Source organism: Ramlibacter lithotrophicus, from assembly GCF_012184415.1.
In the GTDB taxonomy this organism is placed as follows: domain Bacteria; phylum Pseudomonadota; class Gammaproteobacteria; order Burkholderiales; family Burkholderiaceae_C; genus Ramlibacter; species Ramlibacter lithotrophicus.
The window spans coordinates 67,503-90,950 of sequence record NZ_VTOX01000009.1 but is presented as its reverse complement, the minus strand read 5'-3'; the positions used below and the strand labels follow the sequence as shown (position 1 = coordinate 90,950).

Sequence of the window (23,448 nt, the reverse complement as noted above, 5' to 3'; positions counted from 1 at the left end):
ACAACCCGCTCAATGCCTGGCCGTCCGCAACTCGCGTCTCAGGATCTTGCCGACGTTGGTCTTGGGCAGCTCGTCGCGGAACTCGATGTACTTGGGCACCTTGTAGCCGGTAAGGTTCTCGCGGCAGAACCTGGCGACGTCCTCTTCCGACAGCGTCGGGTCGTTCTTCACGACGAACAGCTTCACGGCCTCGCCCTGCTTCTCGTCGGCGACGCCGATCACCGCGCACTCCACCACCCCCGGGCACAGCGAGACCACGTTCTCGAGTTCGTTGGGATACACGTTGAAGCCGCTCACGTTGATCATGTCCTTCTTGCGGTCCACGATCCTGATGTAGCCCTGCCCGTCCATGGTCCCGATGTCGCCGGTGCGCATGAAGCCGTCGCCGGTGAATGCCTTGGCCGTTTCCTCGGGCTGGTTGTAGTAGGCGCGCATCACGTTCGGCCCGCGGATGCAGATCTCCCCCGGCTCACCGAGCGGCAGGTCGGCCCCGTCGTCGTTCTTGATCGCGATGTCGATGCCCGGCAGCGGCAGGCCGATCGTGCCGGTGAACTCCCGGCTGGTGACGATGTTGTTGGTGCCGATCGCGCAGGTTTCGCTCATGCCCCAGCCCTCCACCATGGGGCAGCCCGTCACCCGCTGCCATTCGCGTGCGGTGCCTTCGGACGCGGCCATGCCGCCCGCCTGGGACAGGGCCAGCTGCGAGAAGTCCACCGACTTGAACTGGGGGTGCTGCAGCAGCGCGTTGAACAAGGTGTTCACGGCGGGAAACAGATGGAACGGGCGCTTCTTGAGCACTTCGATGAACTTGCCGAAGTCGCGCGGGTTGGGGATGAGCGTCATGTGCGACCCCCACCGGATGCCGAGGAAGCACAGCGTCAGGGCAAAGATGTGGTACAGGGGCAGGGCGGCGATGCTGTTGGTGCGGGATGGATCTGCGATGCGTTTCAGCGCCGGCGTGAACCACGCCTCGGCCTGCAGGATCGCGGCGACCACGTTGCCGTGCGTCAGCTCGGCGCCTTTCGAGAGGCCAGTGGTGCCGCCCGTGTACTGCAGGAACGCCAGCGAATCGAGGGTTTGCGGCGTCGCCCGCAGCGTCATGCCGGCGCCTTGCTTGAGCGCGCGCCGGAAGGTGGTCACCTGCCGGCCCCCGGTCAGCGGAAGCTTGAACGCGGGCACCATCTTGGCGAGATGGCGGACCGCGAACGTGATCCAGCGGCCGTACCAGAAGCCCAGGAGGTCGCCCATGGAGGCGAGCACGACGTGCTTCACCTGGGTGTGCTCGATCACGTCTTCGAGCGTCCTGGCGAAGTTCTCCAGGATGACGATCGCGGTCGCGCCGGAGTCGCGCAGCTGGTGCTCCAGCTCACGCGCCGTGTACAGCGGATTGACGTTGACGCAGGTGTAGCCGGCCCGCAGCACGGCGGACATCGTGACGGCGAACTGCGGGATGGTCGGCAACATGATCGCGACGCGCGCCCCCGGCTCCAGCCCCGCGTCCTGCAGCCACGCGCCCAGCGCGCCCGAGAGCTCGTCGAGCTGCTGGTACGTCATCCAGCGCTCCATGCACACGGAATGCGGCCGTGCGGCGTTCTTGCGGAACGACTCCTCCAGCAGCTGCGTCAGCGACCGGTACTGGTCCGGTTCGACTGTCGCAGGCACGCCGTCGGGATAGCTCTTGAGCCAGATCTTTTCCATGCAGCCGCTTCTCCTTGTGGCGCGATTCTCGAAAGGCAGGCGTTGGCGCGCCAGCGGGCTTGTCCTAGGGGTGGCCTGCAGTGGTCCCGGATGCGACATGCGGGCGCCCGGCTGGCGCCCTCTCCTTGCGCATGCCATAGTCGCGGCCATGCGAAGAAGGGGATTGCTGACACTGGGACTGGTGTCCGCCGCCGTGCTCGCCTTGGGCGGCGGCGCCTTGGCGCTGCTCGCTCCGGGCCTGCAGGACGGCAAGCTGTCTCCGCGCGGGCGGGACGTGATGGCCGGCATCGGCCGGGCGATGCTCGATGGCAGCCTGCCGGCGGGGGAGCCGGCGGTGGCGGCGGCGCTCGAAGGGTTGCTCGCACGCGTCGACCGGCTGGTGGCGAGCTTGCCGCCGCACGCCCAATCTGAACTGTCGCAACTGCTCGCCCTGCTGGGAAGCACCGGGGGCCGCCGGGCGCTGGCCGGCCTCGGCGACGATTGGCATACGGCCCCGGTAGCGCGGCGCCAGGAAGCCTTGCAGGCGATGCGCATTTCCGGAGTGGCGCTGCGGCAGCAGGCCTATCACGCGCTGCACGAGATCGTCGGCAGCGCCTATTTTTCCGAGCCGGCCACCTGGCGCGCGCTCGGCTATCCCGGGCCGTTGCCGATCTGACGCCATGAGCACCGTGCCCGACCCGATCCGCGAAGGACTCGCCCGAGGCTGGAAGGTGGCCGGCGGTGCGCATCGCCCGCGCCCCGGGCGCGTCGAGTGCGACGTTGCCATCATCGGCTCGGGCGCCGGCGGCGGCGTCAGCGCGGAGCTGCTCGCCCGTGCCGGCTTGAACGTGGTGATCGTCGAGGAGGGCCCGCTGCGCAGCAGCCGGCACTTCGACCAGCAGGAGGCGATCGCCTATCCGACGCTGTACCAGGAGAGCGCCGGCCGCAAGACCGCGGACAAGGCGATCAACATCCTGCAGGGGCGCTGCGTCGGCGGTTCCACCACGGTGAACTGGACCAGTTCCTTCCGCACGCCCCCGGACACGCTGCGCTACTGGCGTCGGCACTTCGGGCTGGAGTTCGACGGCGCGGCACTGACGCCGTACTTCGAGCAGGCCGAGCGCCGGCTCAACATCGCGCCCTGGCTGGTTCCGCCCAACGAGAACAACGACCTGCTGCGGCGCGGCGCCGCCAGGCTCGGCATCGCGTCGGCCTTGATCCCGCGCAACGTCAAGGGCTGCGCGAATCTCGGCTCCTGCGGCATGGGCTGCCCGCTGAACGCGAAGCAGTCGATGCTGGTCACGACCATCCCGGCCGCCCTCGACGCCGGCGCCACCTTGCTGGTCGAAACCCGGGCCGAGCGGTTCGAGATCGCCAACGGGCGCGTGCAATCACTGGTGTGCGTGCCGGCCGCGGGCAACGGGGGCCGCGCCGACGGGCCGCCGGCGGTGGTCGTTGCAAGGCACTTCGTGCTGGCGGGCGGCGGCATCAATTCACCGGTGCTGCTGTCGCGGTCGCAGGCGCCCGACCCGCATGACCGGCTCGGGCGGCGCACGTTCCTGCACCCGGTCGTCCTCTCGTCGGCGGTCATGCCGGCCAGGGTGGCCGGCTGGCAAGGCGCGCCCCAGAGCGTGTACAGCGACCATTTCCTGGGCACGCAGCCCATCGACGGTCCGATCGGCTTCAAGATCGAGGCGCCGCCCCTGCATCCCGTGCTGTTCGCCGCCAGCACGCCCGGCATCGGCCGCGAGCACGCGGACGCGCTGCGCGATTTTCCCCACACCCATGTGCTCATCGCGCTGATGCGCGATGGTTTTCATCCCGACGCGCCAGGGGGCACGGTCAACCTGCGCGGCGACGGCTCCGCGGTCCTCGACTACCCGCTGACGCCATTCGTGCTGGACGGGGCGCGGCGGGCTTTGCTCGCGATGGCGGAACTGCAGTTCGCCGCGGGCGCGCGGCAGGTGATGCCCGGGCACGAGATGGCCCGGCCGTTCGCTTCATGGACCGAAGCCAGCGCTGGAATCGAGGCGCTGCCGATGGACCCCTTGCTCACCAAGGTGGTCAGTGCCCACGTCATGGGCGGGTGCGGCGCGGCCGCGCGCGCTGTCGACGGGGTGGTCGGCCCGGACGGCGTGCACTGGCAACTGGCCAACCTGTCGGTCCACGACGGGTCGATCTTTCCGACCAGCATCGGCGCCAATCCGCAGTTGTCGATCTACGGGCTCGTCAACCACCTCGCCCAGGGCCTGGCCAGGCGCCTCACGGGCCGGAACGTGACGCTCGCCTGATGCGGCACGGCTCGAGCCTCGCACGTTTCCAGAGGACGCTGGTCCTGTTCCTGGCCGGCGCCGCCTTGGGATGGTTCGCCTGGCACTGGCCCGCCGCGCCCCTGCTCGCAATTGGCGGCCCCGCGGTCATCTGGGTCGGGCTGGCGCTCGTGCTCGGCGCCGAATTCCTGGCCTTGGGCGTCGTCGGTCGCGCGGATCCCGCTCCGCGCCCGACCGCACGGCAACTGATCCGCGCCTGGCTGGCTTCCACGTGGTTGAACGCGCTGGTGTTCGGCTGGTGGCAGCCGTTCCGCTGGAACGCGATCCCGGACCAGTTGCCCGCGTCCCTGCGCAGGCCGCCGCGCCGAGGCATGGTCCTGGTCCACGGGTTCGTCTGCAATCGAGGCTTCTGGACGCCGTGGCTCAGGCTCTTGCGCCAACGCGGCGTGCCGTTCATCGCCGTCAACCTCGAGCCGGCGTTCGGCTCGATCGACGACTACCCGACCATCATCGAGGACGCGGTGCAGCGCATCACGCGAGCCACGGGGACGGCGCCGCTGCTGGTCTGCCACAGCATGGGTGGCGTAGCGGTGCGGGCGTGGCTGCGCACTGCCGGCGCCGCGCCGCGCGTGCACCACGTCGTGACGATCGGCTCGCCGCATCGCGGCACCTGGATCGGCCGCTTCAGCCGCGTTGCCAACGGCCGCCAGCTGTCCCTGGGCAACGCGTGGATCGAGGAACTGGGGCGGGCCATGCCCGCTGGCGCCGGGGCGCCGTTCACCTGCTGGTACTCGAACTGCGACAACATGGTGTTCCCCGTGTCGGGCGCGACCCTGCCCGGCGCGGACAACCGCCTGGTCCCCGGCGTCGGTCACCTCGCCCTGGCGTACCGGACCGAGGTGATCGCCCGCGCGCTCGCCCTGCTGGAGGAGTGACGGGCTTTCAGGTCGCCGGCACCGGCGGCAGCACGCCCCGGCGCATCTGGTCCAGTTCCATGGTCTCGAACAGCGCCTTGAAATTGCCCTCGCCGAACCCGTCGTTGCCTTTGCGCTGGATGAACTCGAAGAAGATCGGTCCCAGCTGGTTCTCGCTGAAGATCTGCAGCAGCAACTCGCCGGGTTTGCCATCCACCAAAATGTTGCGCTGCTGCAGGGCGGCGACGTCTTCGGCCAGGCCGGGGATCCGCCTGGGCAGCAGCTCGTAATAGGTCTCGCTGGTGTTCAGCAGCTTGACACCGTTCATCTGCAGCGCGTCCACCGTCTCGTACAGGTTGGTCGAGCCCAGCGCGATGTGCTGGATGCCTTCGCCGTGGTACATGTCCAGGTACTCCTGGATCTGGCCGGCCTTGTCGTTGCCCTCCTCGTTGATCGGAATGCGGATCTTCCCGCAGGGGCTGGTCATGGCCTTGCTTTTCACGCCGGTCGCCTGGCCCTCGATGTCGAAGTAGCGCACCTCGCGGAAGTTGAACAGGCGCTCGTAGAAGTCCGCCCACTCCTTCATGCGCCCGCGATGCACGTTGTGTGTCAGGTGGTCGATGTAGGTCAACCCATGGCCGGCGGGATTGAGCGCTTCGGCCGCGCCGGGCCGCAGCGGCTCGAAATCGACGTCGTAGAAGCCGATGTTGCCGATCTCGCCTTCCTGCGCCCCGTTCTTGCCGCGCCAGCGGTCCACCAGGTAGATCAGGCTGTCGCCTATGCCCTTGATGGCCGGGATGTTCAACTCGCCAGGCCCGGCGACGCCGGCGTAGCCCCAGGCGCCCAGTCCGATCGCCCGTTCGTAGGCGGCCTTGGCGTCCTGCACCCGGAAGGCAATCGCGCAAATGCTGGGCCCGTGCAGCCGCGCGAAGCGCTGCGCGAACGAATCGGGCTCGGCGTTGACGATGAAGTTGATGCCGCCTTGCCGATAGAGCAGGACGTTCTTGTGCCGGTGGCGTGCAATAGGCCTGAAGCCCATCCGCTCGAACAACTCGCCCATGGCGCGGGGGTCCGGTGCCGCGTATTCGATGAATTCGAACCCGTCGGTCCCCATGGGGTTCTCCCACGCGGGGGCCCCGGCGTCCGCAGGCCGCGCTGGCTGTTCCATCTTCTTGTCTCCCTGGAATACGACGTCACCTTCACTCTACTTGTGGACGGCCTCAGTATTTCGGCGTATCACGGCGCATGGTGACGGTGTGGCGCAATAATCATGCACGATGGACGCTGCGCATGCACTGGACAAGGTCGACCTCGCGATCCTGCGGACGCTGCAGGCCGACGGGCGGCAGACCTACGACCTGGTCGGCGAACTGGTCGGCCTGTCGGCCAGCGCCGTGCTGCGGCGTGTCAAGCGGATGGAGGAAGCCGGGGTGATCGAGCGCTACGTGGCCCTGGTGCAGCCGGCAGCCGTCGGGCTGGGACTCACCGCCTACCTGAGCGTCCGGCTGGAAAAACGCACGGAACACCACAAGCGTGACCCGATGGAGCTGTTTCGTGCCGCCGCCCTCACCTGGCCCGAGGTGGTCGAATGCGCGGCCGTCACCGGCGAAATGGACTACCTGCTGCGCGTGCTGGTGCGGGACATGGCGCACTACAGCCGCTTCGTCATGGACACCTTGCTGAAGCACCCCAGCGTGCAGGACTGCAAGAGCAGCTTCGTCCTGGATCACGTCAAGGCGACCACGGCCGTTCCGCTCTGAGTCGCGGGGGCGACTCGGGGGGGTTCCGGTCGAGCCCGGTCTTGATATTTATCGCTTGCGAAACTAGTAGAAACCCTTACATTCGGCGCATGATCGATTCCCCGGAAGCCGGCGGGCCCCCGCCGTTGGTCGTTCCCATCCGTTCACTCGGCCCCAGCCACCGCGGCCGCATCGAGCGACACCTGCTGGCGCTCGAAGAGCACGACCGCTACCTGCGCTTCGGCTACGCCGCCAACGACGAGCAGATCCGGCGGTACGTGCAGGGGCTCGACTTCGACCGGGACGAGATCTTCGGCATCTACAACCGCAAGCTCGAGCTCATCGCGATGGCCCACCTCGCGTTCTCGCAGGACCCGGCGACGCTGTCATGCGCCGAGTTCGGGGTTTCCGTGCTCAAGAAGGCGCGCGGGCGGCGCTACGGCAGCCGGCTCTTCGAGCGCGCGGTCATGCACGCCCGCAACGAAGGCGTCGACATGCTGTTCATCCACGCGCTGAGCGAGAACACGGCGATGCTCAAGATCGCGCGCGGCGCGGGCGCCGTGCTCGAGCGCGCCGGCAGCGAGACGGACGCCTACCTCAGGTTGCCTCCGGCAACGCTGGACACGCGCGTCAGCGAACTGGTCGAGCAGCAACTGGCGCTGACCGACTACCGGCTCAAGCAGCAGGTCAAGACCTTCTGGGACTTCCTGTCGGGGGTGCAGGAGGTGCGGCAAGGCGTGCGCGAGGCGCGCCACAAGTCCGCCGGCTGAGCTGCACGAGGGGCGGCCGCCCCTTGGGCATGCGCGGCGACATTCGCCGTGGGCACCGGATCGCTGCCCGCGTTCCGCTATCCTATTGATCTCGCAACTACCGCACGTCCTGCATCCCAAGACTGTGTCCGACCCGCACCCTGCGCGACCTTCCGACAGGGAAGACAAGCGCACTTTCCTGCAGAAGATCGCCGAGTTCATCCATCCCGGCCCGGACTCGAAGGCCGAGTTGATCGAAACGTTGGCCGACGCCGAGGACAACGACATCATCGGTCCCGAATCGCGAGTCATGCTCGAAGGCGTGATCCGCATGGCCGAGATGTCCGCGGGCGACGTGATGGTGGCCGCCCCGCGGATGGACCTGATCAGCATCGATTCGCCGTACGACGAGATCCTGCACCTGGTCATAGACACCGCCCACTCGCGCTTCCCGGTCTACGAGGGCGACCGCGAGAACATCATCGGCATCCTGCTGGCCAAGGACCTGCTGAAGCTGCAGCGCGCGCCCGAACTGAACATCCGCGCGCTGCTGCGGCCAGCCGTCTTCGTTCCGGAGACCAAGGGCCTGAACGACCTGCTGCGCGAGTTCCGCGGCAACCGCAACCACCTCGCCATCGTCATCGACGAATTCGGCCGCGTCGCGGGCCTGATCACGATCGAGGACGTGCTGGAGCAGATCGTCGGCGAGATCGAGGACGAATTCGACATCGAGGCGGACGAGGGCGACATCTTCGGACTGGCCGACAAGACCTACCGCGTCAGCGGCGACACCTCGATCGAGCGGGTGGCCGAGGCGTTCGGTGTCGACCTGCAACCCACCGACGAAGAGCAGGAGTTCGACACCATCGGCGGCCTCATCGCCCACGAGATGGGTCACGTGCCCAAGCGCGGCGAGCACTACACGCTGTCCGGCCTCGACTTCGTCGTGTTGCATACCAAGGGCGGCGCCGTACGCTGGTTCAAGGTCTCCCCCGCCCAGCCGGAGCGCCAGCCGGGTTGAGAAGCTGTGAACGAATTCCTCGCACCCGCGCGAGCCTGTTCGAGGCACGGGTGTCGTTGCGTCCGTACCGCGGCTCGCCCTGCGGGCCAAGGTGCCTCAGGCCGCAGGCGGGTGTTACGGCCCTGGTCCAGGCGGCCAGCCTGGACTGCGGGCCGCGCCTACGCCTGCGCCCTGATGCACCCCGTCGCGGCCGCGATCAATTCATTCACAGCTTCTGAGCATTGGCGGCTGCCCTGATTCAGTTCGCGCTCGCGCTGCTCGCCGGTTGCGCACAGGCGCTGGCGATCGCCATGCCGGGAAGCGGACAGCCGGCCTGGTGGCTGCAACTGCTGTCGCTCGCCACCCTTGCCTGGCTGGCGCAGCGCGCCTCGTCGTGGCGGCGAGCGGCCTTCCTCGGCTGGACCTTCGCGACCGCATGGCTGTGCGGCACCTTCTGGTGGCTGTTCATCTCCATGCACGTCTACGGCGGCCTGCCGTCGCCGCTGGCCGCCGCCGCCGTGCTGGCGCTCGCTGCCTTCCTGGCGCTGTATTGCGCCGCGGCCATGGGGGTCTTCGCCGCGTTGCATCGGCGGGCGCCCGCCTGGAGCGCGCCGCTCTTTGCGGCCCTCTGGCTGCTGGCGGAGCTGCTGCGCGCCACCTGGTTCACCGGCTTTCCGTGGGGTGCGAGCGGCTACGCGCATGTCGACGGGCCGCTGGCCGTCCTCGCGCCATGGACCGGCGTCTACGGCATCGGCGCCGCCGCGGCCCTCCTTGCGTTTGCGCTGTCGCTGGCGCTGCGGCCGCGCACTTGGCGCTCCTGGCGGTACTGGACTGCGCTCGCGGCGGCCTCCGGCCTGCTCGCTGCGTGCAACATGGCAGCGACGTCATCCCCCGCGGGGGGCGACCAGCAGCGCCTGTCCGTCGCGCTGCTGCAGGGGAACATCCCCCAGGACGAGAAGTTCCAGGGCGGCACCGGCATTCCGCTCGCGCTGAACTGGTACGGGCAGCAACTGGGCGCCAGCGCCGCCGCGCTGGTGGTCGCGCCGGAAACCGCAATCCCCCTCTTGCCGCAGCAGTTGCCCGACGCCTACATGAAGGCGGTGCGGGAGCGCTTCGCCGGCGGCTCCCAGGCGGCGCTCGTGGGGCTGCCGCTCGGCAGCCTGCAGGACGGGTACACCAACTCCGCGATGGGCTTCAAGCCGGGAAGCGAGGCGTATCGCTACGACAAGCACCACCTGGTGCCGTTCGGCGAGTTCATCCCGCCGCTGTTCCGCTGGTTCACGGACATGATGAACATCCCGCTGGGTGACTTCAACCGAGGCTCGCTGCGGCAGCCGACCTTCGACTGGCAAGGGCAGCGGCTGGCGCCCAACATCTGCTACGAAGACCTGTTCGGCGAGGAGATCGGCGCGCAGTTCGCCGACGCGGCTCGCGCGCCCACCATCCTCGTGAACCTCAGCAACATCGCTTGGTTCGGCAATTCCGTCGCGATCGACCAGCACCTGCACATCAGCCGGATGCGCGCCCTCGAATTCCGCCGGCCCATGATCCGCGCGACCAACACCGGCGCGACGGCGATCATCGACCACCGGGGGCGGGTGACGCATGCGCTGCCCCGCCACACGCGCGGGGTGCTGACCGGCGAGGTGCAAGGGCAGACCGCCATCACGGCCTACGCCTGGTGGGTGTCGCGCCTGGGCCTGTGGCCCATGTGGCTGCTGGCGCTGGGCACGGTCGCCGCGGCCTGGGCCTGGCAGCGCCGCCGGGGCGGCCCGGCCGACGCCGCGGCCGCCTGAAGCCCTGCGACCTCCGGCGGCGAGCGGCCGGTGCGCCTTTAAAATCAACGATTTGCCCGCCGCCGCGTCCTCCCGCATGCTCACCTTCCAGCAAATCATCCTCAGACTGCAGTCCTACTGGGACGCGCAGGGCTGCGCGCTCCTGCAGCCCTACGACATGGAAGTCGGTGCCGGCACTTCGCACACGGCCACCTTCCTGCGCGCCCTGGGCCCCGAGCCCTGGAAGGCGGCCTACGTGCAACCGAGCCGGCGGCCCAAGGACGGCCGCTACGGCGAGAACCCGAACCGGTTGCAGCACTACTACCAGTACCAGGTGGTGCTCAAGCCGGCGCCGGCCAACATCCTGGAGCTCTATCTCGGCTCGCTCGAGGCGCTCGGCTTCGACCTGAAGAAGAACGACATCCGCTTCGTCGAGGACGACTGGGAGAACCCGACGCTCGGCGCCTGGGGCCTGGGCTGGGAGGTCTGGCTCAACGGCATGGAGGTGACTCAGTTCACCTATTTCCAGCAGGTGGGCGGCATCGACTGCAAGCCGATCACCGGCGAGATCACCTACGGACTGGAGCGCCTCGCGATGTACCTGCAGGGCGTGGACAACGTCTACAACCTGAAGTGGACGGAGAGCCTCAGTTATGGCGACGTCTACCTCCAGAACGAGAAGGAACAGTCGGCCTACAACTTCGAGCACAGTGACGCCGAGTTCCTCTTCACCGCCTTCGCCGCGCACGAGAAGCAGGCGAAGCACCTGATGGAGCAGCAACTGGCGCTGCCCGCCTACGAGCAGGTGCTCAAGGCCGCGCACAGCTTCAACCTGCTCGACGCCCGCGGCGCGATCAGCGTCACCGAGCGCGCCGCCTACATCGGCCGCATCCGCAACCTCGCGCGCAGCGTCGCCCAGAGCTATCTGCTGAGCCGGCAGAGGCTGGGCTTTCCGATGGCGCCCAGGGAGTGGGGAGAGGCCGCCACGGCGAAGATGGTCGCGGACAAGCTCATTGGAGAGCCGGCATGAGCAAGACCGCCAACCTGCTGGTCGAACTGTTCGTCGAGGAACTGCCACCGAAGGCGCTGAAGAAACTCGGCCACGCGTTCGCGGGCGCCCTGTTCGACCACTTGCAGGCCCAGGGCCTCGCCACCGCCGACTCGCGCCTGACGGCCTTCGCCTCTCCGCGCCGGCTGGCGGCGCACGTCACTGCCGTCGCCGCGCAGGCCGCCGACAAGGCCGTGTCGCAGAAACTGATGCCCGTGAGCGTCGCGCTCGACGCCGGCGGCCATCCGACGCCCGCGCTGCTGAAGAAGCTGCAGGCGCTCGGCGCCGGCGCCGAGGCGGTGCCGGGGCTGCATCGCGCCCTGGACGGCAAGGCCGAGGCGCTGTTCTACAAGAGCACCGCCAAGGGCGCCACGCTCGCCGAAGGGCTGCAGAAGGCCTTGAACGAAGCCATCGCCCGGCTGCCGATCCCCAAAGTGATGACCTACCAGCTCGCCGACGGCTGGAGCGACGTCAAGTTCGTGCGGCCGGCGCATGCGCTGGTCGCGCTGCACGGCTCCGAGGTCGTTGCGGTCTCGGTCCTCGGCCTGGAGGCGGGCAACACCACGCACGGCCACCGGTTCGAAGCCGCCGTCGACCCGGTCCGCATCGCCGATGCCGACAGTTATGCGGCGACCCTCGAGCGCGACGGCGCCGTGATCGCGAGTTTCGAGGACCGACGGGCCGACATCGCGCGCCAACTGGCGCAGGTGGCCGCCGAGGCGGGCGACGCGCGTCCGATCGAGGACGACGCCTTGCTCGACGAAGTGACGGCGCTGGTCGAACGCCCGAACGTGCTGCTGTGCCAGTTCGAGCCGGCTTTCCTCGAGGTGCCGCAGGAGTGCCTGATCCTCACGATGAAGGCCAACCAGAAGTACTTCCCGCTGCTCGACGCCAAGGGCAAGCTGACCAACCGGTTCCTGGTGGTCAGCAACATCCGCCCCGCGGATCCCAGTGCGGTGGTCGGCGGCAACGAGCGCGTGGTGCGCCCGCGCCTGGCCGACGCCAGGTTCTTCTTCGACCAGGACCGCAAGAAGACGCTGGCGTCGCGCGTGCCCGAACTGGCCAAGGTCGTCTATCACAACAAGCTGGGCACGCAGGGCGAGCGCGTCGAGCGGGTGCGCGCCATCGCCAAGGTGATCGGCGCCCGGATCGGCGGCGACCACGTCGCCTTCCTGGCGGACCAGGCGGCGATGCTGGCCAAGGCCGACCTCGTGACCGACATGGTGGGCGAGTTCCCGGAGCTGCAAGGCACGATGGGCCGCTATTACGCGTTGAACGACCGTCTCGACCACGCCGTCGCCGATGCCATCGAGGACCATTACAAGCCGCGGTTCGCCGGCGATTCCCTGCCGCGCAACCAGGTCGGCCTGGCCACGGCGCTGGCCGACAAGCTGGAGACGCTGGCCGGGCTGTTCTCGATCGGCCAGTTGCCCAGCGGCGACAAGGACCCCTTTGCCCTGCGCCGCCATGCGCTGGGCATCGTGCGCATGTTGATGGAGCAGGACCTGCCGCTGGAACTCGACGAGATCGTCGCCGCCGCCGTGGGCCTGTTTCCCGCGGCCGAGCCGAAGACCGCGGACCTGCTGTCGGACTTCGTCTACGAGCGCCTCGCCGGCCTGCTGCGCGAGCAGGGATACAGCGCCCAGGAGGTCGACGCCGTTCTGGCGTTGCGCCCGCAGCGCCTGGGCGACGTCGCCAAGCGGCTGGCGGCGGTGCGCGCCTTCGCGGCGCTGCCCGAGGCGGCCGCGCTGGCCGCCGCCAACAAGCGCATCGCCAACATCCTGAAGAAGGCGGGCGAGGCCGACGCGCACGTCAGCGAAGTGCTGCTGCGCGAAGAAGCGGAGAAGAACCTGCACGCCGCGGCGCGGCAACTGGCGCCGAAGGCCGGGGCGCAGTTCGACGCCGGCGACTATGCCGGCTCGCTGCAGACCCTGGCCGGGCTGCGCGACACGGTGGACGCGTTCTTCGACCAGGTGATGGTGAACGCGGAAGATGCCGACCTGCGCCTGAACCGACTGGGGCTGCTGATGATCCTGCACCGCGCCATGAACCGCGTCGCCGACCTCTCGCGGCTGGCGACCTAGGCCCACCATGAAGCTCGTCATCCTCGACCGCGACGGCACGATCAACCTCGACAGCGACCAGTACATCAAGTCGCCCGAGGAATGGACACCGCTGCCGGGTGCGCTGGAGGCGATCGCGCGCCTCAACCACGCCGGCTGGCATACGGTGATCGCCTCCAACCAGTCCGGCCTCGGCCGCGGCCTGTTCGACATGGCGGCGCTCAACGCGATGCACGCGAAGATGCACAAGATGCTGGCCGCGCACGGCGGCCGCATCGACGCCGTCTTCTACTGCCCGCATGCCGCCGACGAACATTGCCAGTGCCGCAAGCCGTTGCCGGGCCTGTTCGAGCAGATCGGCGACCGGTTCGGCGTCGACCTGAAGGGCGTTCCGGTCGTCGGCGACGGCCTGCGCGACCTGCAGGCGGGCGTGCTGGTCGGATGCGAGCCGCACCTGGTGCTCACGGGCAAGGGCGAAGCGCTGCGCGGACGGCTGCTGCCGCCCGAGTTTCCCCCCGGCACCCGCGTGCACGACGATCTCGGGGCGTTTGCCGATTACCTCATCGCCCGTCCCATGGCGGCGAAGCTCGCGGCCTGAGCCAGGACCATGGCTTTCCTGCGGTCCGTGCTCCACATGGTGTGGATGGTGCTCACGGTGGTGCCGTATGCGCTGGCGATCGTGGTCGGCGCGTTCTGGCGCGACCGCACTTCGCTGTACTGGATCGCCGTCGCGTGGCTCGCCCAGGTGATCCGCGGCGCCCGCGTGCTCCTGGGCATCGAGGTGCGGGTGACCGGCATGGAGCACCTGCCCATCGGCAAGACCATGCCGGCGATCCTGCTGGTCAAGCACCAGTCGACGCTGGAAACCTTCCTGCTGCCAACGCTGATGCCGCACCCGCTGGCCTATGTCTTCAAGCGCGAGCTGCTCAACGTCCCGTTCTTCGGGTGGGCGATCGGCCGGCTGGACATGATCCACATCGACCGCAGCCAGCGCGCCCAGGCCTTCGGCAAGGTGGTCGAGCAGGGCAAGCGGCTGCTGGCCCAGGGCATCTGGATCATCATGTTCCCGGAGGGCACCCGCATCCCGCGCGGACAGCAGGGCACGTACAAGAGCGGGGGCACGCGCCTGGCGATCCAGACCGGGGCGCCGGTGATTCCGATCGCGGTGACGTCGGCCAAGGTGTGGCCGCGCAAGGCCTTCGTCAAGCGCCCCGGAGTGGTCGACGTGTCGATCGGCCCGCCGATCGCCAGCGCCGGCCGCGAGGCGGACGAATTGATCCGGGAAGTCGAGCACTGGATCGAGACGGAGATGCGCCGCCTCGATCCGCAGGCGTACGCAAAGTCCTGAGAGGCCCCCGGCTCGAACGGACCATCGCGTCCGGCGCGCTGCGCCGCTACACTCTCGGCCCATGCAACGGCTGCTGCAGCTCACGCTCGACCTGTTCGACACGGCCGTCGCCGCGCCGCCCCCGGCGCCGCAGCAGCCGCCCGCGCGGCCGCCGCGGGCCAAGCCGGCCACCACCCCCTTGAAACCGGGCCTTGGCCGGGCCGAGCACCTCGACTCGGTCCTGGTGCCGGCCTCGTTCCGCCATCCACGCGCCAACCGCGAGGCGGTGCTCGGCAACTCGGTCGTGGCGTACGAATTCCGCCGCGCCCGGCGCCGCACGATCGGCTTCATGGTGGCGCCGGAAGGGCTCACCGTGAGCGCGCCCAGCTGGGTGCCGCTGTACGAGGTGGACGCCGCGGTGCAAGGCAAGTCCGCGTGGATCCTGCGCAAGCTGGGCGACGCCCACGATCGCCGGCAGCGCACCGAGTCGGCCCGCATCGACTGGCGCAACGGCGCCGTGTTCCCATACCTCGGCGAACAGGTGGTGGTCGTGCTGGATCCGGCGCATGCCTTCACCGAGGTCGGCGCCGTGCTCAGGACCGATCCCCACCGCGTTGCGGGCGAGCCGCACCACAGCCTGCACCTGGGTTTGCCGCACAACGCCCAGGCGCCGCAGATCCGCGACGCGGTGCAGGCCTGGCTGATGCGGCAGGCCACCCGGCTGTTCACCGAACGGCTGGAGCATTTCGCGCCGCGTCTGGCCGTGCGCTGGCGCAAGCTGGTCCTCAGCAACGCCGGCACGAGGTGGGGCACCGCGCATTCGGACGGCGTGATCCGCCTGAACTGGCGGCTGATCCACTTCCGGCTGCCGGTGATCGACTATGTCGTCGCGCACGAATTGAGCCACCTGCGGGTGATGGACCACAGTCCGCGGTTCTGGGAGACCGTGAGCACGGTGGTGCCGGACTATCCCCAGCTGCGGGCGCAGCTCAAGGGCGAGGCTTTGCCGCCCTGGTAACGCCGGAAGCGGGTGTGGAAGCAGACATCCGTACGCAGAAGCCGCAGAGGAAAGCTCAGAAGCCGCAAAAAAGACAATTGAATTTGTCTTGTCTTCTTTTGCGGCTTCTGCGTAGCCTTTGCGGCCTCTGCGTCCTTGTCCCCGAATTCAGACAGCCGTGAAGCGGTACACCCCGTCCGAGCAGGACTCCCGCCGAAGCTTTCCCACGAACCACAGCGCATGCAGGTGCGCCACCGACTCGCCCATGGCGAAGGTGGTCTGGTGCAGGTCCAGCTTGCGCTTGAACAGCACCGGCAGCAGGTCCGCCGCCGATTGCGGCGCGGTGGCGCAGGCCTGCATCACCTCCGCCAGCCGGTCACGGTGGTGCTCGTGCAGCTGGCGGATGCGCTCATGCAGCCCGACGAACGGCTTGCCGTGCGACGGCAGCACCAGGGTCTCGGCCGGCAAGTGGCGGAACTTGTCGATCGAATCGAGGAAGGCCTGCAGCGGGTTCGACTCGGGCTCGGTGTCGTGCACGCTCACGTTGGTGGAGATCTTCGGCAGCATCATGTCGCCGCTGATCAGCACTTCGAGCGCGTCGCAATACAGCGCCATGTGTTCCGGCGCGTGCCCGTAGCCGCTGATGCAGCGCCAGTCGCGCCCGCCGATGCGCAGCACCCGGCCTTCGTGCAGGCGGTGGAAGCGCGGCGGCACCTTTGGCACCATGCCGGGGTAGTAGCTGGCGCGGCCGCGGATCTTCTCGACGGACTCCGGGTCGGTCAGGCCGTGGCTCGCGAAGAAGTCCGCCGCGGCCGCCCCGCCGAAGCCGGTGGTGCTCGTGGAGCCCACCCGGGCCGCGTAATAGTCGGTGGCGCTGATCCACAGCGACGCCTGCCAGCGCTCGCACAGCCAGTGCGCCAGGCCGATGTGGTCGGGATGCATGTGGGTGACGATCACGCGCAGGATCGGCAACCCGTCGAGCTGGGTTGCGAACACCTGTTCCCACTGCGCCTTGGTCTCGTCGCGGGTGATGCAGCAGTCCACCACGGTCCAGCCGCTGCGGCCGCCGAGCTCGTCGCGCAGCAGCCAGAGGTTGATGTGGTCCAGGGCGAACGGCAGGCCCATGCGCACCCACTTCACGGCGGGCGTGAGTCCGCTGCCGGCACCGGCCCGCACCTCCAGCGTTTCGCCCTGTTGCGGCATGGCGTCGCCGAGCGGGTAGTACAGCAGTCGTTCGAGTGAATTCATGGGCGGGCCCGTCGCAGGATTGACGTTGACGTAAACGTCATATGTAATCGGCATTGTAGGGACGGGCGCTTGCCCACACTGTCCCGCGGCGTACACATGGCCACCACATACACGATCAGCGATCTTGCCCGGGAGTTCGACCTCACGACGCGCGCCATGCGCTTCTACGAGGACATGGGCCTGTTGCAGCCCGAGCGGTCCGGCCCCGGCGGGCGCAACCGCATCTACAGCGCCCGCGACCGCACCCGGCTCAAGCTGACGCTGCGCGCCAAGCGCCTCGGCCTGTCGCTGACCGAGGCCAGGGAAATCATCGACATGTACGACAGCCCGCGCGACACCGGGCCGCAGCTGCGCAAGTTCCTGGCGGTGCTGGCCGAGCACCGCCGCCAGCTCGAAGAGCAGATGGCCGACCTGCAGGCCAACCTCGACGAGGTGAAGGTGCACGAGAAGGAGGCGCGGGCGCTGCTCGGCCGCCTCGAGAAGACGCGGGCCCATGCATAATTGACGTTTACGTCAACGTCAATCACGCCATGGCCGCTGCCCGCTTCGATCCCCAGGACCCAGGCTTCGCCGAGCGGGTGCGCGCGAGCTTCGATCGCCAGGGCGCGATGCACACCATCGGGGCGACGCTCACGTCGGTCGAGCCGGGCAGCGTGGTGATCGAGCTGCCCTGGTCCGCCGGCCTGACGCAGCAGCACGGCTTCCTCCACGCCGGCATGGTGGCGACCGCGCTGGACTCCGCCTGCGGTTATGCCGGCTCGAGCCTGATGGCCGCGGACGCGGGCGTGCTGACGATCGAATACAAGATCAACCTGCTGGCGCCGGCCAGGGGCCAGCGCTTCCGGATGGTCGGCGAGGTGCTCAAGCCGGGCCGCACCATCACCGTCGCCGAAGGACGCGCGTACGCAATCGACGACGGCCGCGAGAAGCTGATCGCCACCATGCACTGCACGCTGATGGCGATCACCGGCCGCGACGGCATCCGCCACTGAACACGAGGAGACACCATGGGACTGCCAGGACTTGACTTCCAGCTGGGCGAGGACATCGACGCGCTGCGCGACGCCGTGCGGGCGTTCGCCGAAACGGAGATCGCGCCGCGCGCGGCGGAGATCGACCGCAGCGACCAGTTCCCGATGGACCTGTGGCGCAAGATGGGCGAGCTCGGCGTGCTGGGCATCACCGTGACTGAGGAATACGGCGGCGCCGGCATGGGCTACCTCGCCCACATGATCGCGATGGAGGAAATCTCGCGCGCGTCGGCGTCGGTGGGACTGTCCTACGGCGCGCACAGCAACCTGTGCGTCAACCAGATCAGGCGCAACGGCACGGAAGCCCAGCGCCGCAAGTACCTGCCCAAGCTGATTTCGGGCGAGCACGTGGGCGCGCTGGCCATGAGCGAGCCGGGCGCCGGCAGCGACGTCATCTCGATGAAGCTCAAGGCGCAGGACAAGGGCGGCTACTACGTCCTCGATGGCAGCAAGATGTGGATCACCAACGGTCCCGACGCGGACACGTTGGTGGTATATGCCAAGACGGAGCCGGAACTGGGCGCCCGCGGCGTCACGGCCTTCCTCATCGAGAAGGGGATGAAGGGCTTCTCGGTCGCGCAGAAGCTCGACAAGCTGGGCATGCGCGGCTCGCACACGGGCGAGCTGGTGTTCCGCAACGTGGAGGTGCCGGCCGAGAACGTGCTCGGGAGCGTGAACGGTGGCGCCAAGGTGCTGATGAGCGGCCTCGATTACGAACGGGCGGTCCTCGCCGCCGGGCCGATCGGAATCATGCAGGCCGTGATGGACAGCGTCGTGCCGTACATCCACGACCGCAAGCAGTTCGGCCAGAGCATCGGCGAGTTCCAGCTGATCCAGGGCAAGGTCGCCGACATGTACACCGTGCTGCAGGCGGGGCGCGCCTTCTGCTACACGATCGGCAAGAATCTCGACAGCCTGGGCAGCGAACACGTGCGGCAGGTGCGCAAGGACTGCGCCTCGGTCATCCTGTGGTGCGCCGAGAAGGCGACCTGGATGGCGGGCGAGGGCATCCAGATCCACGGCGGCAACGGCTACATCAACGACTATCCGCTCGGGCGCCTGTGGCGCGATGCCAAGCTGTACGAGATCGGTGCCGGCACCAGCGAGATCCGCCGGATGCTGATCGGGCGGGAGCTGTTCGCGGAAACGATGTGACGCGACGGCTGCGACCGCGGGCCTGACCGGCCGGCAGCGCCTTACGGCATTCCACGTACCTTCTGTCCACGCACAATCGCTGCCATGACTTCCTCCTCCCTCAAGGACCTGTTCGACCACAACCGGGAATGGGCCGCCCGGATGGAGAAGGAGCGCCCCGGCTTCTTCCGGGGGCTCACGCAGCAGCAGCGGCCCCGTTACATGTGGGTCGGCTGCTCCGACAGCAGGGTGCCGGCGAACCAGATCACCGGCCTGGAGCCGGGCGAGGTGTTCGTGCACCGCAACGTCGCCAACGTCGTGGTGCCAACCGACCTGAACTGCCTCTCGACCATCCAGTTCGCCGTCGACCAGCTCAAGATCCGGCACCTGATGGTGGTGGGGCATTACGGTTGCGGCGGCGTGCAGGCGGCGTTGCAGGACATCCGGGTCGGTCTCGCCGACAACTGGATCCAGCACGTGAAGGACGTGCGCGAGAAGCACGCCTCGATCCTCGAGTGGGTGCCCGAGGAGCACCGGCTGGATGCGCTGTGCGAGCTCAACGTCATCGAGCAGGTGCTCAACGTCGCCCACACGACCGTGATGCGCGACTGCTGGTCGCGCGGCCAGCAGGTGACGCTGCACGGCTGGTGCTACGGCGTCTCCGACGGGCTGCTGAAGGACCTGCACGTGAGCGTGGACGGCGCCGCGAGCCTCGAAACCGTATACCGCGACGCGATCGCCGCGGTGGCGTGCGCGCGCCGCGACGCCTGACGCTCCCCGGAGGCCGGACCCGTGTTCCCGCAACGCCTGGACTCGCCGCAGGCCTGGGGGATCGCCAAGGCAATGATCGACGGCTTCAACCGGCACTACCGGCTGTTCCGCACCGAGTCGCAGCGGGCGCAGCACCGCTTCGAGACGGCCGACTGGCACGCCCAGCAGCGGGCACAGCGCGAGCGGATCGAGTTCTACGACCTGCGGGTGAAGGAGGCCGTCACCCGCCTGGAGCGTGAGTTCAGGGCCGGCGACCAGCCGATGGAAGTCTGGCAGCAGGCCAAGCTGCACTACATCGGGCTGCTGGTCGACCACCACCAGCCGGAGCTGGCCGAGACCTTCTTCAACTCGGTCACGACCAAGATCCTGCACCGCACGCACTTCCAGAACGACTTCATCTTCGTGCGCCCGGCCGTCAGCACCGAATACATCGAGAACGACGAGCCCGCGGCCAAGCCGACCTACCGCGCCTACTACCCGTCGCGCGACACCCTCGGCGAGACCATCGTGCGGATCATCGACAACTTCCAGCTGCAGCGACCCTTCGACGACCTCGCGCGCGACGCCGGGTACGTGCGCGAGGCGATCGAGGCGCGGCTGCACCACGTCACCCTGCGCGCCAACTTCCAGATCCAGGTGCTGTCGTCGCTGTTCTTCCGCAACAAGGGCGCGTACGTCGTCGGCAAGGTCATCAACGGCTTCAACGAGGTGCCGTTCGCGCTGCCGATATTGCATAACCGGTCAGGAAGACTGGTGATCGACACCTGCCTGTTCGGCGAGGACGACCTGCAGGCGCTGTTCTCCTTCGCCCGTGCCTACTTCATGGTCGACATGGAAGTGCCGTCGGCCTACGTGCAGTTCCTGCGCTCCCTCATGCCGCGCAAGCCGCGCAACGAGCTCTACAACGCGCTGGGGCTGGCCAAGCAGGGCAAGACGCTGTTCTACCGCGACTTCCTGTACCACCTGAAGCACTCCAGCGACAAGTTCCGCATCGCGCCCGGCATCAGGGGCATGGTGATGCTGGTGTTCGACCTGCCGTCGTTCCCGTACGTCTTCAAGCTGATCAAGGATCACTTCCCGCCCCAGAAGGACACCACCCGCGATCAGGTGAAGGGCAAGTACCTGCTGGTCAAGCAGCACGACCGGGTCGGGCGCATGGCCGACACGCTGGAATACAGCGAGGTGGCGTTCGCGCGCGAGCGCTTCGAGGACGAGCTGCTCGACGAGATCCGGCTGCACGCCCCGAGCCAGCTGGAGATCAGCGACCGCGACGGCGACGGCCACGAGGAAGTGGTCATCAAGCACCTGTACATCGAGCGGCGGATGATTCCGCTGAACATCTACCTGCAGGAGGCGTTCGACGCGTTCCAGGATGCCGGCGACGACGAGGCCGCGGCGGCCCAGGCGCGCGGGCAGATCGAGAGTGCCGTGCTCGAATACGGCAAGGCGATCAAGGACCTGGTGGCAGCCAACATCTTTCCCGGCGACATGCTGTGGAAGAACTTCGGCGTGACGCGCAACGGCAAGGTGGTCTTCTACGACTACGACGAGATCGAGTACCTCACCGACTGCACGTTCCGCCGCATTCCACAGCCGCGCACCGAGGAGGAGGAACTGGCCGGCGAGGTCTGGTACCGCGTCGGGCCGCGCGACGTCTTCCCGGAAAGCTTCGCGCCCTTCCTGCTCGGCAACCCGGTCGTGCGCGACGTGTTCCTCAAGCACCACGCGGTCCTGCTCGACCCGGCCTTCTGGAATTCGCGCAAGGAGCGGATCCTCGCCGGGCACGTGCACGACGTGTTCCCGTACGACCCGGAAAAACGGTTCGCGCGGCGGCACGGCCATGTCTCGTCGCAGGCCGCGGCGGCGCCGAAGACGCCCGCGCTGGCCGTGGCCGGGGAGGGCCGCTGAATGGCCGTCAGCCAGGAAGTCCGCGACGCCTGGGAGCTGGCGAGCTTCGTCGTCACGGCGCTGGGCCTGCCGTTCGCGATCGCCTTTTTCGCCTGGGAGCAGCGCAAGGAGCGCGACAACGAGGAGGAAGAGGGCTACCAGCTGCTCTCCAATGCCTACAACGACTTCCTCAAGGTGGTGCTGGCCAATCCGGACCTGCAGCTGCGCTCCAACGAGCCCCTGGCCAACCCCACGCCCGAGCAGCACGAGCGCATGCTGGTGATCTTCGACATGCTGATGTCGCTGTTCGAGCGCGCCTACCTGGTGGCGTACAAGCCCGACATGAGCGAGACCGAAGCGCGCCGCTGGAACAGCTGGGAAGACTACATGCGGGAATGGTGCCACCGGGACGATTTCCACAACGCCCTGCCGTTGCTTTTGCGGGGCGAAGACCCACAATTCCAGAGTTACCTGCGCCGCATCGACGAAGAGGAACGCGGCGCGGCGTCGATCATTTCCCACTGAGCTTTGAAAGGAGCTGAACATGTCCGATTCCATCGTCATCGTCGGCGCCGCCCGTACCCCCATGGGCGGCTTCCAGGGTGATTTCTCCGCGCTGTCGGCGCACGACCTGGGCGGGGCGGCGATCAAGGCGGCCGTCGAGCGCGCCGGCATCTCGGGCGACGCCGTGGGCGAGGTCCTGATGGGCAACTGCCTGATGGCCGGCCAGGGCCAGGCACCGGCGCGCCAGGCCGCGTTCAAGGCCGGCTTGCCCAAGAGCGCAGGCGCCGTGACGCTGTCCAAGATGTGCGGTTCCGGCATGAAGGCCGCCATGTTCGCGCACGACATGCTGCTGGCCGGTACGCACGAAGTGATGGTCGCCGGCGGCATGGAGAGCATGACCAACGCGCCGTACCTCATGCTCAAGGGCCGAGGTGGCTACCGCATGGGCCACGACAGGATCTACGACCACATGATGCTCGACGGCCTGGAAGACGCCTACGAGGCGGGCCGTTCCATGGGCACGTTCGGCGAGGACTGCGCGGCGAAGTACAAGTTCACGCGCGAGGAGCAGGATGCGTTCGCGATCGCCAGCGTCAAGCGCGCGAAGGCCGCGACCGAGTCGGGCGCATTCGCGAAGGAAATCACCCCCGTGACGGTGAAGAGCCGCGCCGGCGAGGTGGTGGTCGCCATCGACGAAGGCCCGGGCAAGGTCAAGCTCGACAAGATCCCGCAGCTGAAGGCCGCGTTCAAGAAGGACGGCACGATCACGGCCGCGTCCAGCTCCAGCATCAACGACGGCGCCGCGGCGATGGTCCTGATGAAGGAATCAGTGGCCACCCGGTACGGCAGCAAGCCGATCGCCCGGATCGTCGCCCACACGATGCACTCGCAGGAGCCGGAGTGGTTCACCACCGCGCCGGTCGGCGCGGTGCAGAAGCTGCTCGCCAAGACCGGGTGGAAGGTCGGCGACGTCGACCTGTGGGAAGTCAACGAGGCCTTCGCCGTGGTGCCGATGGCGCTGATGAAGGAACTGGGCGTCAGCCACGACAAGCTCAACGTCAACGGCGGCGCCTGTGCGCTGGGCCACCCGATCGGCGCTTCCGGCGCCCGCATCATGGTGACGCTGATCCATGCGCTGCAGGCGCGCGGCGGCAAGCGCGGCATCGCGACGTTGTGCATCGGCGGCGGCGAAGCCACCGCCGTGGCCTTGGAACTCATCTGAAAAACGCTGCGCGTTTTCCAGATGGCGTGATCAGTTGGGAAAGGCCGGCGGAGCCGGACCTTTCCCAAGGTGCGCTCGCGCTGCGCGTTGCT

At 68.2% G+C, this 23,448-nt stretch carries 22 protein-coding genes; 19 read left to right on the top strand and 3 right to left on the bottom strand.

Features of this window, described 5'->3' with window-relative positions:
• Positions 1–9 precede the first annotated feature (9 nt).
• Positions 10–1,698 carry an AMP-binding protein gene (locus tag RAMLITH_RS20360; RefSeq protein WP_168109286.1) on the bottom strand — a complete coding sequence of 563 codons (1,689 nt, stop codon included), beginning with the start codon at positions 1,696–1,698 and terminating at the stop codon, positions 10–12.
• Between the two features lie 148 nt (positions 1,699–1,846).
• Here RAMLITH_RS20360 and RAMLITH_RS20355 point away from each other — a divergent pair, with 148 nt between their 5' ends.
• The 3 genes from RAMLITH_RS20355 to RAMLITH_RS20345 are packed head-to-tail and all read left to right on the top strand — an operon-like array spanning position 1,847 to position 4,882.
• Complete coding sequence (locus RAMLITH_RS20355; protein ID WP_168109285.1) at positions 1,847–2,353, top strand: hypothetical protein; 507 nt, start codon at positions 1,847–1,849, stop codon at positions 2,351–2,353.
• 4 nt (positions 2,354–2,357) lie between these two features.
• Complete coding sequence (locus RAMLITH_RS20350; RefSeq protein WP_168109284.1) at positions 2,358–3,968, top strand: GMC family oxidoreductase; 1,611 nt, start codon at positions 2,358–2,360, stop codon at positions 3,966–3,968.
• Positions 3,968–4,882, top strand: coding sequence for an esterase/lipase family protein (locus tag RAMLITH_RS20345; protein WP_181017801.1), 915 nt, complete (start codon positions 3,968–3,970; stop codon positions 4,880–4,882). The genes RAMLITH_RS20350 and RAMLITH_RS20345 overlap by 1 nt, the downstream gene beginning before the upstream one ends.
• 7 nt (positions 4,883–4,889) lie before the next feature.
• Here RAMLITH_RS20345 and hppD read toward each other — a convergent pair whose 3' ends face one another.
• A complete protein-coding gene (gene hppD / locus RAMLITH_RS20340) occupies positions 4,890–6,029 on the bottom strand; it encodes a 4-hydroxyphenylpyruvate dioxygenase (protein WP_168109283.1) in 1,140 nt (379 codons plus the stop codon).
• Between the two features lie 109 nt (positions 6,030–6,138).
• Here hppD and RAMLITH_RS20335 point away from each other — a divergent pair, with 109 nt between their 5' ends.
• The 9 genes from RAMLITH_RS20335 to RAMLITH_RS20295 all read left to right on the top strand — a co-directional run bounded on the left by RAMLITH_RS20335 (position 6,139) and on the right by RAMLITH_RS20295 (position 15,580).
• On the top strand, positions 6,139–6,621 hold the full coding sequence (locus RAMLITH_RS20335) for an Lrp/AsnC family transcriptional regulator (RefSeq protein WP_168109282.1): 483 nt from the start codon (positions 6,139–6,141) through the stop codon (positions 6,619–6,621).
• Between the two features lie 89 nt (positions 6,622–6,710).
• Positions 6,711–7,370 (top strand): GNAT family N-acetyltransferase, encoded by a 660-nt coding sequence (locus RAMLITH_RS20330; RefSeq protein WP_168109281.1) that lies wholly within the window; start codon positions 6,711–6,713, stop codon positions 7,368–7,370.
• A gap of 124 nt (positions 7,371–7,494) precedes the next feature.
• On the top strand, positions 7,495–8,370 hold the full coding sequence (locus tag RAMLITH_RS20325) for a transporter associated domain-containing protein (protein ID WP_168109280.1): 876 nt from the start codon (positions 7,495–7,497) through the stop codon (positions 8,368–8,370).
• Positions 8,371–8,591: 221 nt separating this feature from the next.
• A complete protein-coding gene (lnt, locus tag RAMLITH_RS20320; RefSeq protein WP_238344299.1) occupies positions 8,592–10,145 on the top strand; it encodes an apolipoprotein N-acyltransferase in 1,554 nt (517 codons plus the stop codon).
• A gap of 76 nt (positions 10,146–10,221) precedes the next feature.
• Positions 10,222–11,154, top strand: a complete 933-nt coding sequence (glyQ, locus tag RAMLITH_RS20315; RefSeq protein WP_168109416.1) for a glycine--tRNA ligase subunit alpha — start codon at positions 10,222–10,224, stop codon at positions 11,152–11,154.
• Positions 11,151–13,256 (top strand): glycine--tRNA ligase subunit beta, encoded by a 2,106-nt coding sequence (gene glyS / locus RAMLITH_RS20310; protein ID WP_168109279.1) that lies wholly within the window; start codon positions 11,151–11,153, stop codon positions 13,254–13,256. Before glyQ ends, glyS begins: the two co-directional genes overlap by 4 nt.
• A gap of 7 nt (positions 13,257–13,263) precedes the next feature.
• Entirely contained in the window at positions 13,264–13,833 is a 570-nt protein-coding gene (gene gmhB, locus RAMLITH_RS20305) for a D-glycero-beta-D-manno-heptose 1,7-bisphosphate 7-phosphatase (protein ID WP_168109278.1), read from the top strand.
• Positions 13,834–13,842: 9 nt separating this feature from the next.
• Positions 13,843–14,583: a lysophospholipid acyltransferase family protein gene (locus RAMLITH_RS20300; protein WP_168109277.1), complete on the top strand. Its 741-nt coding sequence runs from the start codon at positions 13,843–13,845 to the stop codon at positions 14,581–14,583.
• A gap of 61 nt (positions 14,584–14,644) precedes the next feature.
• Entirely contained in the window at positions 14,645–15,580 is a 936-nt protein-coding gene (locus tag RAMLITH_RS20295) for a M48 family metallopeptidase (protein WP_168109276.1), read from the top strand.
• Between the two features lie 147 nt (positions 15,581–15,727).
• Here the strand turns inward: RAMLITH_RS20295 and RAMLITH_RS20290 are convergent, their stop codons facing one another.
• The gene (locus RAMLITH_RS20290) at positions 15,728–16,807 is read right to left on the bottom strand and encodes an MBL fold metallo-hydrolase (protein WP_168109275.1); all 1,080 of its coding nucleotides are present in this window, start codon (positions 16,805–16,807) and stop codon (positions 15,728–15,730) included.
• Positions 16,808–16,903: 96 nt separating this feature from the next.
• On the opposite strand from RAMLITH_RS20290, the gene RAMLITH_RS20285 reads away from it, so the two are divergent.
• The 7 genes from RAMLITH_RS20285 to RAMLITH_RS20255 all read left to right on the top strand — a co-directional run bounded on the left by RAMLITH_RS20285 (position 16,904) and on the right by RAMLITH_RS20255 (position 23,356).
• Positions 16,904–17,308: a MerR family transcriptional regulator gene (locus RAMLITH_RS20285; protein WP_168109274.1), complete on the top strand. Its 405-nt coding sequence runs from the start codon at positions 16,904–16,906 to the stop codon at positions 17,306–17,308.
• Positions 17,309–17,337: 29 nt separating this feature from the next.
• Positions 17,338–17,799 carry a PaaI family thioesterase gene (locus RAMLITH_RS20280; protein WP_168109273.1) on the top strand — a complete coding sequence of 154 codons (462 nt, stop codon included), beginning with the start codon at positions 17,338–17,340 and terminating at the stop codon, positions 17,797–17,799.
• A gap of 15 nt (positions 17,800–17,814) precedes the next feature.
• Positions 17,815–18,993: an isovaleryl-CoA dehydrogenase gene (locus RAMLITH_RS20275; protein WP_168109272.1), complete on the top strand. Its 1,179-nt coding sequence runs from the start codon at positions 17,815–17,817 to the stop codon at positions 18,991–18,993.
• Between the two features lie 84 nt (positions 18,994–19,077).
• A complete protein-coding gene (gene can / locus RAMLITH_RS20270) occupies positions 19,078–19,743 on the top strand; it encodes a carbonate dehydratase (RefSeq protein ID WP_168109271.1) in 666 nt (221 codons plus the stop codon).
• A gap of 21 nt (positions 19,744–19,764) precedes the next feature.
• The gene (gene aceK / locus RAMLITH_RS20265) at positions 19,765–21,651 is read left to right on the top strand and encodes a bifunctional isocitrate dehydrogenase kinase/phosphatase (RefSeq protein WP_168109270.1); all 1,887 of its coding nucleotides are present in this window, start codon (positions 19,765–19,767) and stop codon (positions 21,649–21,651) included.
• Entirely contained in the window at positions 21,652–22,155 is a 504-nt protein-coding gene (locus RAMLITH_RS20260) for a hypothetical protein (protein ID WP_168109269.1), read from the top strand. It begins immediately after the preceding gene.
• Between the two features lie 19 nt (positions 22,156–22,174).
• Positions 22,175–23,356, top strand: coding sequence for an acetyl-CoA C-acyltransferase (locus tag RAMLITH_RS20255; RefSeq protein ID WP_168109268.1), 1,182 nt, complete (start codon positions 22,175–22,177; stop codon positions 23,354–23,356).
• The last annotated feature ends 92 nt before the right edge of the window (positions 23,357–23,448 follow it).

Bases quoted from the DNA above. Each gene is read 5' to 3' on its own strand.
- RAMLITH_RS20275 (WP_168109272.1), top strand. From the start codon at position 17,815: ATGGGACTGCCAGGACTTGACTTCCAGCTGGGCGAGGACATCGACGCG.
- RAMLITH_RS20335 (WP_168109282.1), top strand. From the start codon at position 6,139: ATGGACGCTGCGCATGCACTGGACAAGGTCGACCTCGCGATCCTGCGG.
- RAMLITH_RS20295 (WP_168109276.1), top strand. From the start codon at position 14,645: ATGCAACGGCTGCTGCAGCTCACGCTCGACCTGTTCGACACGGCCGTC.
- RAMLITH_RS20355 (WP_168109285.1), top strand. From the start codon at position 1,847: ATGCGAAGAAGGGGATTGCTGACACTGGGACTGGTGTCCGCCGCCGTG.
- RAMLITH_RS20330 (WP_168109281.1), top strand. From the start codon at position 6,711: ATGATCGATTCCCCGGAAGCCGGCGGGCCCCCGCCGTTGGTCGTTCCC.
- RAMLITH_RS20345 (WP_181017801.1), top strand. From the start codon at position 3,968: ATGCGGCACGGCTCGAGCCTCGCACGTTTCCAGAGGACGCTGGTCCTG.
- RAMLITH_RS20255 (WP_168109268.1), top strand. From the start codon at position 22,175: ATGTCCGATTCCATCGTCATCGTCGGCGCCGCCCGTACCCCCATGGGC.
- can (WP_168109271.1), top strand. From the start codon at position 19,078: ATGACTTCCTCCTCCCTCAAGGACCTGTTCGACCACAACCGGGAATGG.
- hppD (WP_168109283.1), bottom strand. From the start codon at position 6,029: ATGGAACAGCCAGCGCGGCCTGCGGACGCCGGGGCCCCCGCGTGGGAG.
- RAMLITH_RS20260 (WP_168109269.1), top strand. From the start codon at position 21,652: ATGGCCGTCAGCCAGGAAGTCCGCGACGCCTGGGAGCTGGCGAGCTTC.
- RAMLITH_RS20290 (WP_168109275.1), bottom strand. From the start codon at position 16,807: ATGAATTCACTCGAACGACTGCTGTACTACCCGCTCGGCGACGCCATG.
- RAMLITH_RS20280 (WP_168109273.1), top strand. From the start codon at position 17,338: ATGGCCGCTGCCCGCTTCGATCCCCAGGACCCAGGCTTCGCCGAGCGG.
- RAMLITH_RS20300 (WP_168109277.1), top strand. From the start codon at position 13,843: ATGGCTTTCCTGCGGTCCGTGCTCCACATGGTGTGGATGGTGCTCACG.
- RAMLITH_RS20350 (WP_168109284.1), top strand. From the start codon at position 2,358: ATGAGCACCGTGCCCGACCCGATCCGCGAAGGACTCGCCCGAGGCTGG.
- glyS (WP_168109279.1), top strand. From the start codon at position 11,151: ATGAGCAAGACCGCCAACCTGCTGGTCGAACTGTTCGTCGAGGAACTG.
- RAMLITH_RS20360 (WP_168109286.1), bottom strand. From the start codon at position 1,698: ATGGAAAAGATCTGGCTCAAGAGCTATCCCGACGGCGTGCCTGCGACA.
- RAMLITH_RS20285 (WP_168109274.1), top strand. From the start codon at position 16,904: ATGGCCACCACATACACGATCAGCGATCTTGCCCGGGAGTTCGACCTC.
- gmhB (WP_168109278.1), top strand. From the start codon at position 13,264: ATGAAGCTCGTCATCCTCGACCGCGACGGCACGATCAACCTCGACAGC.
- glyQ (WP_168109416.1), top strand. From the start codon at position 10,222: ATGCTCACCTTCCAGCAAATCATCCTCAGACTGCAGTCCTACTGGGAC.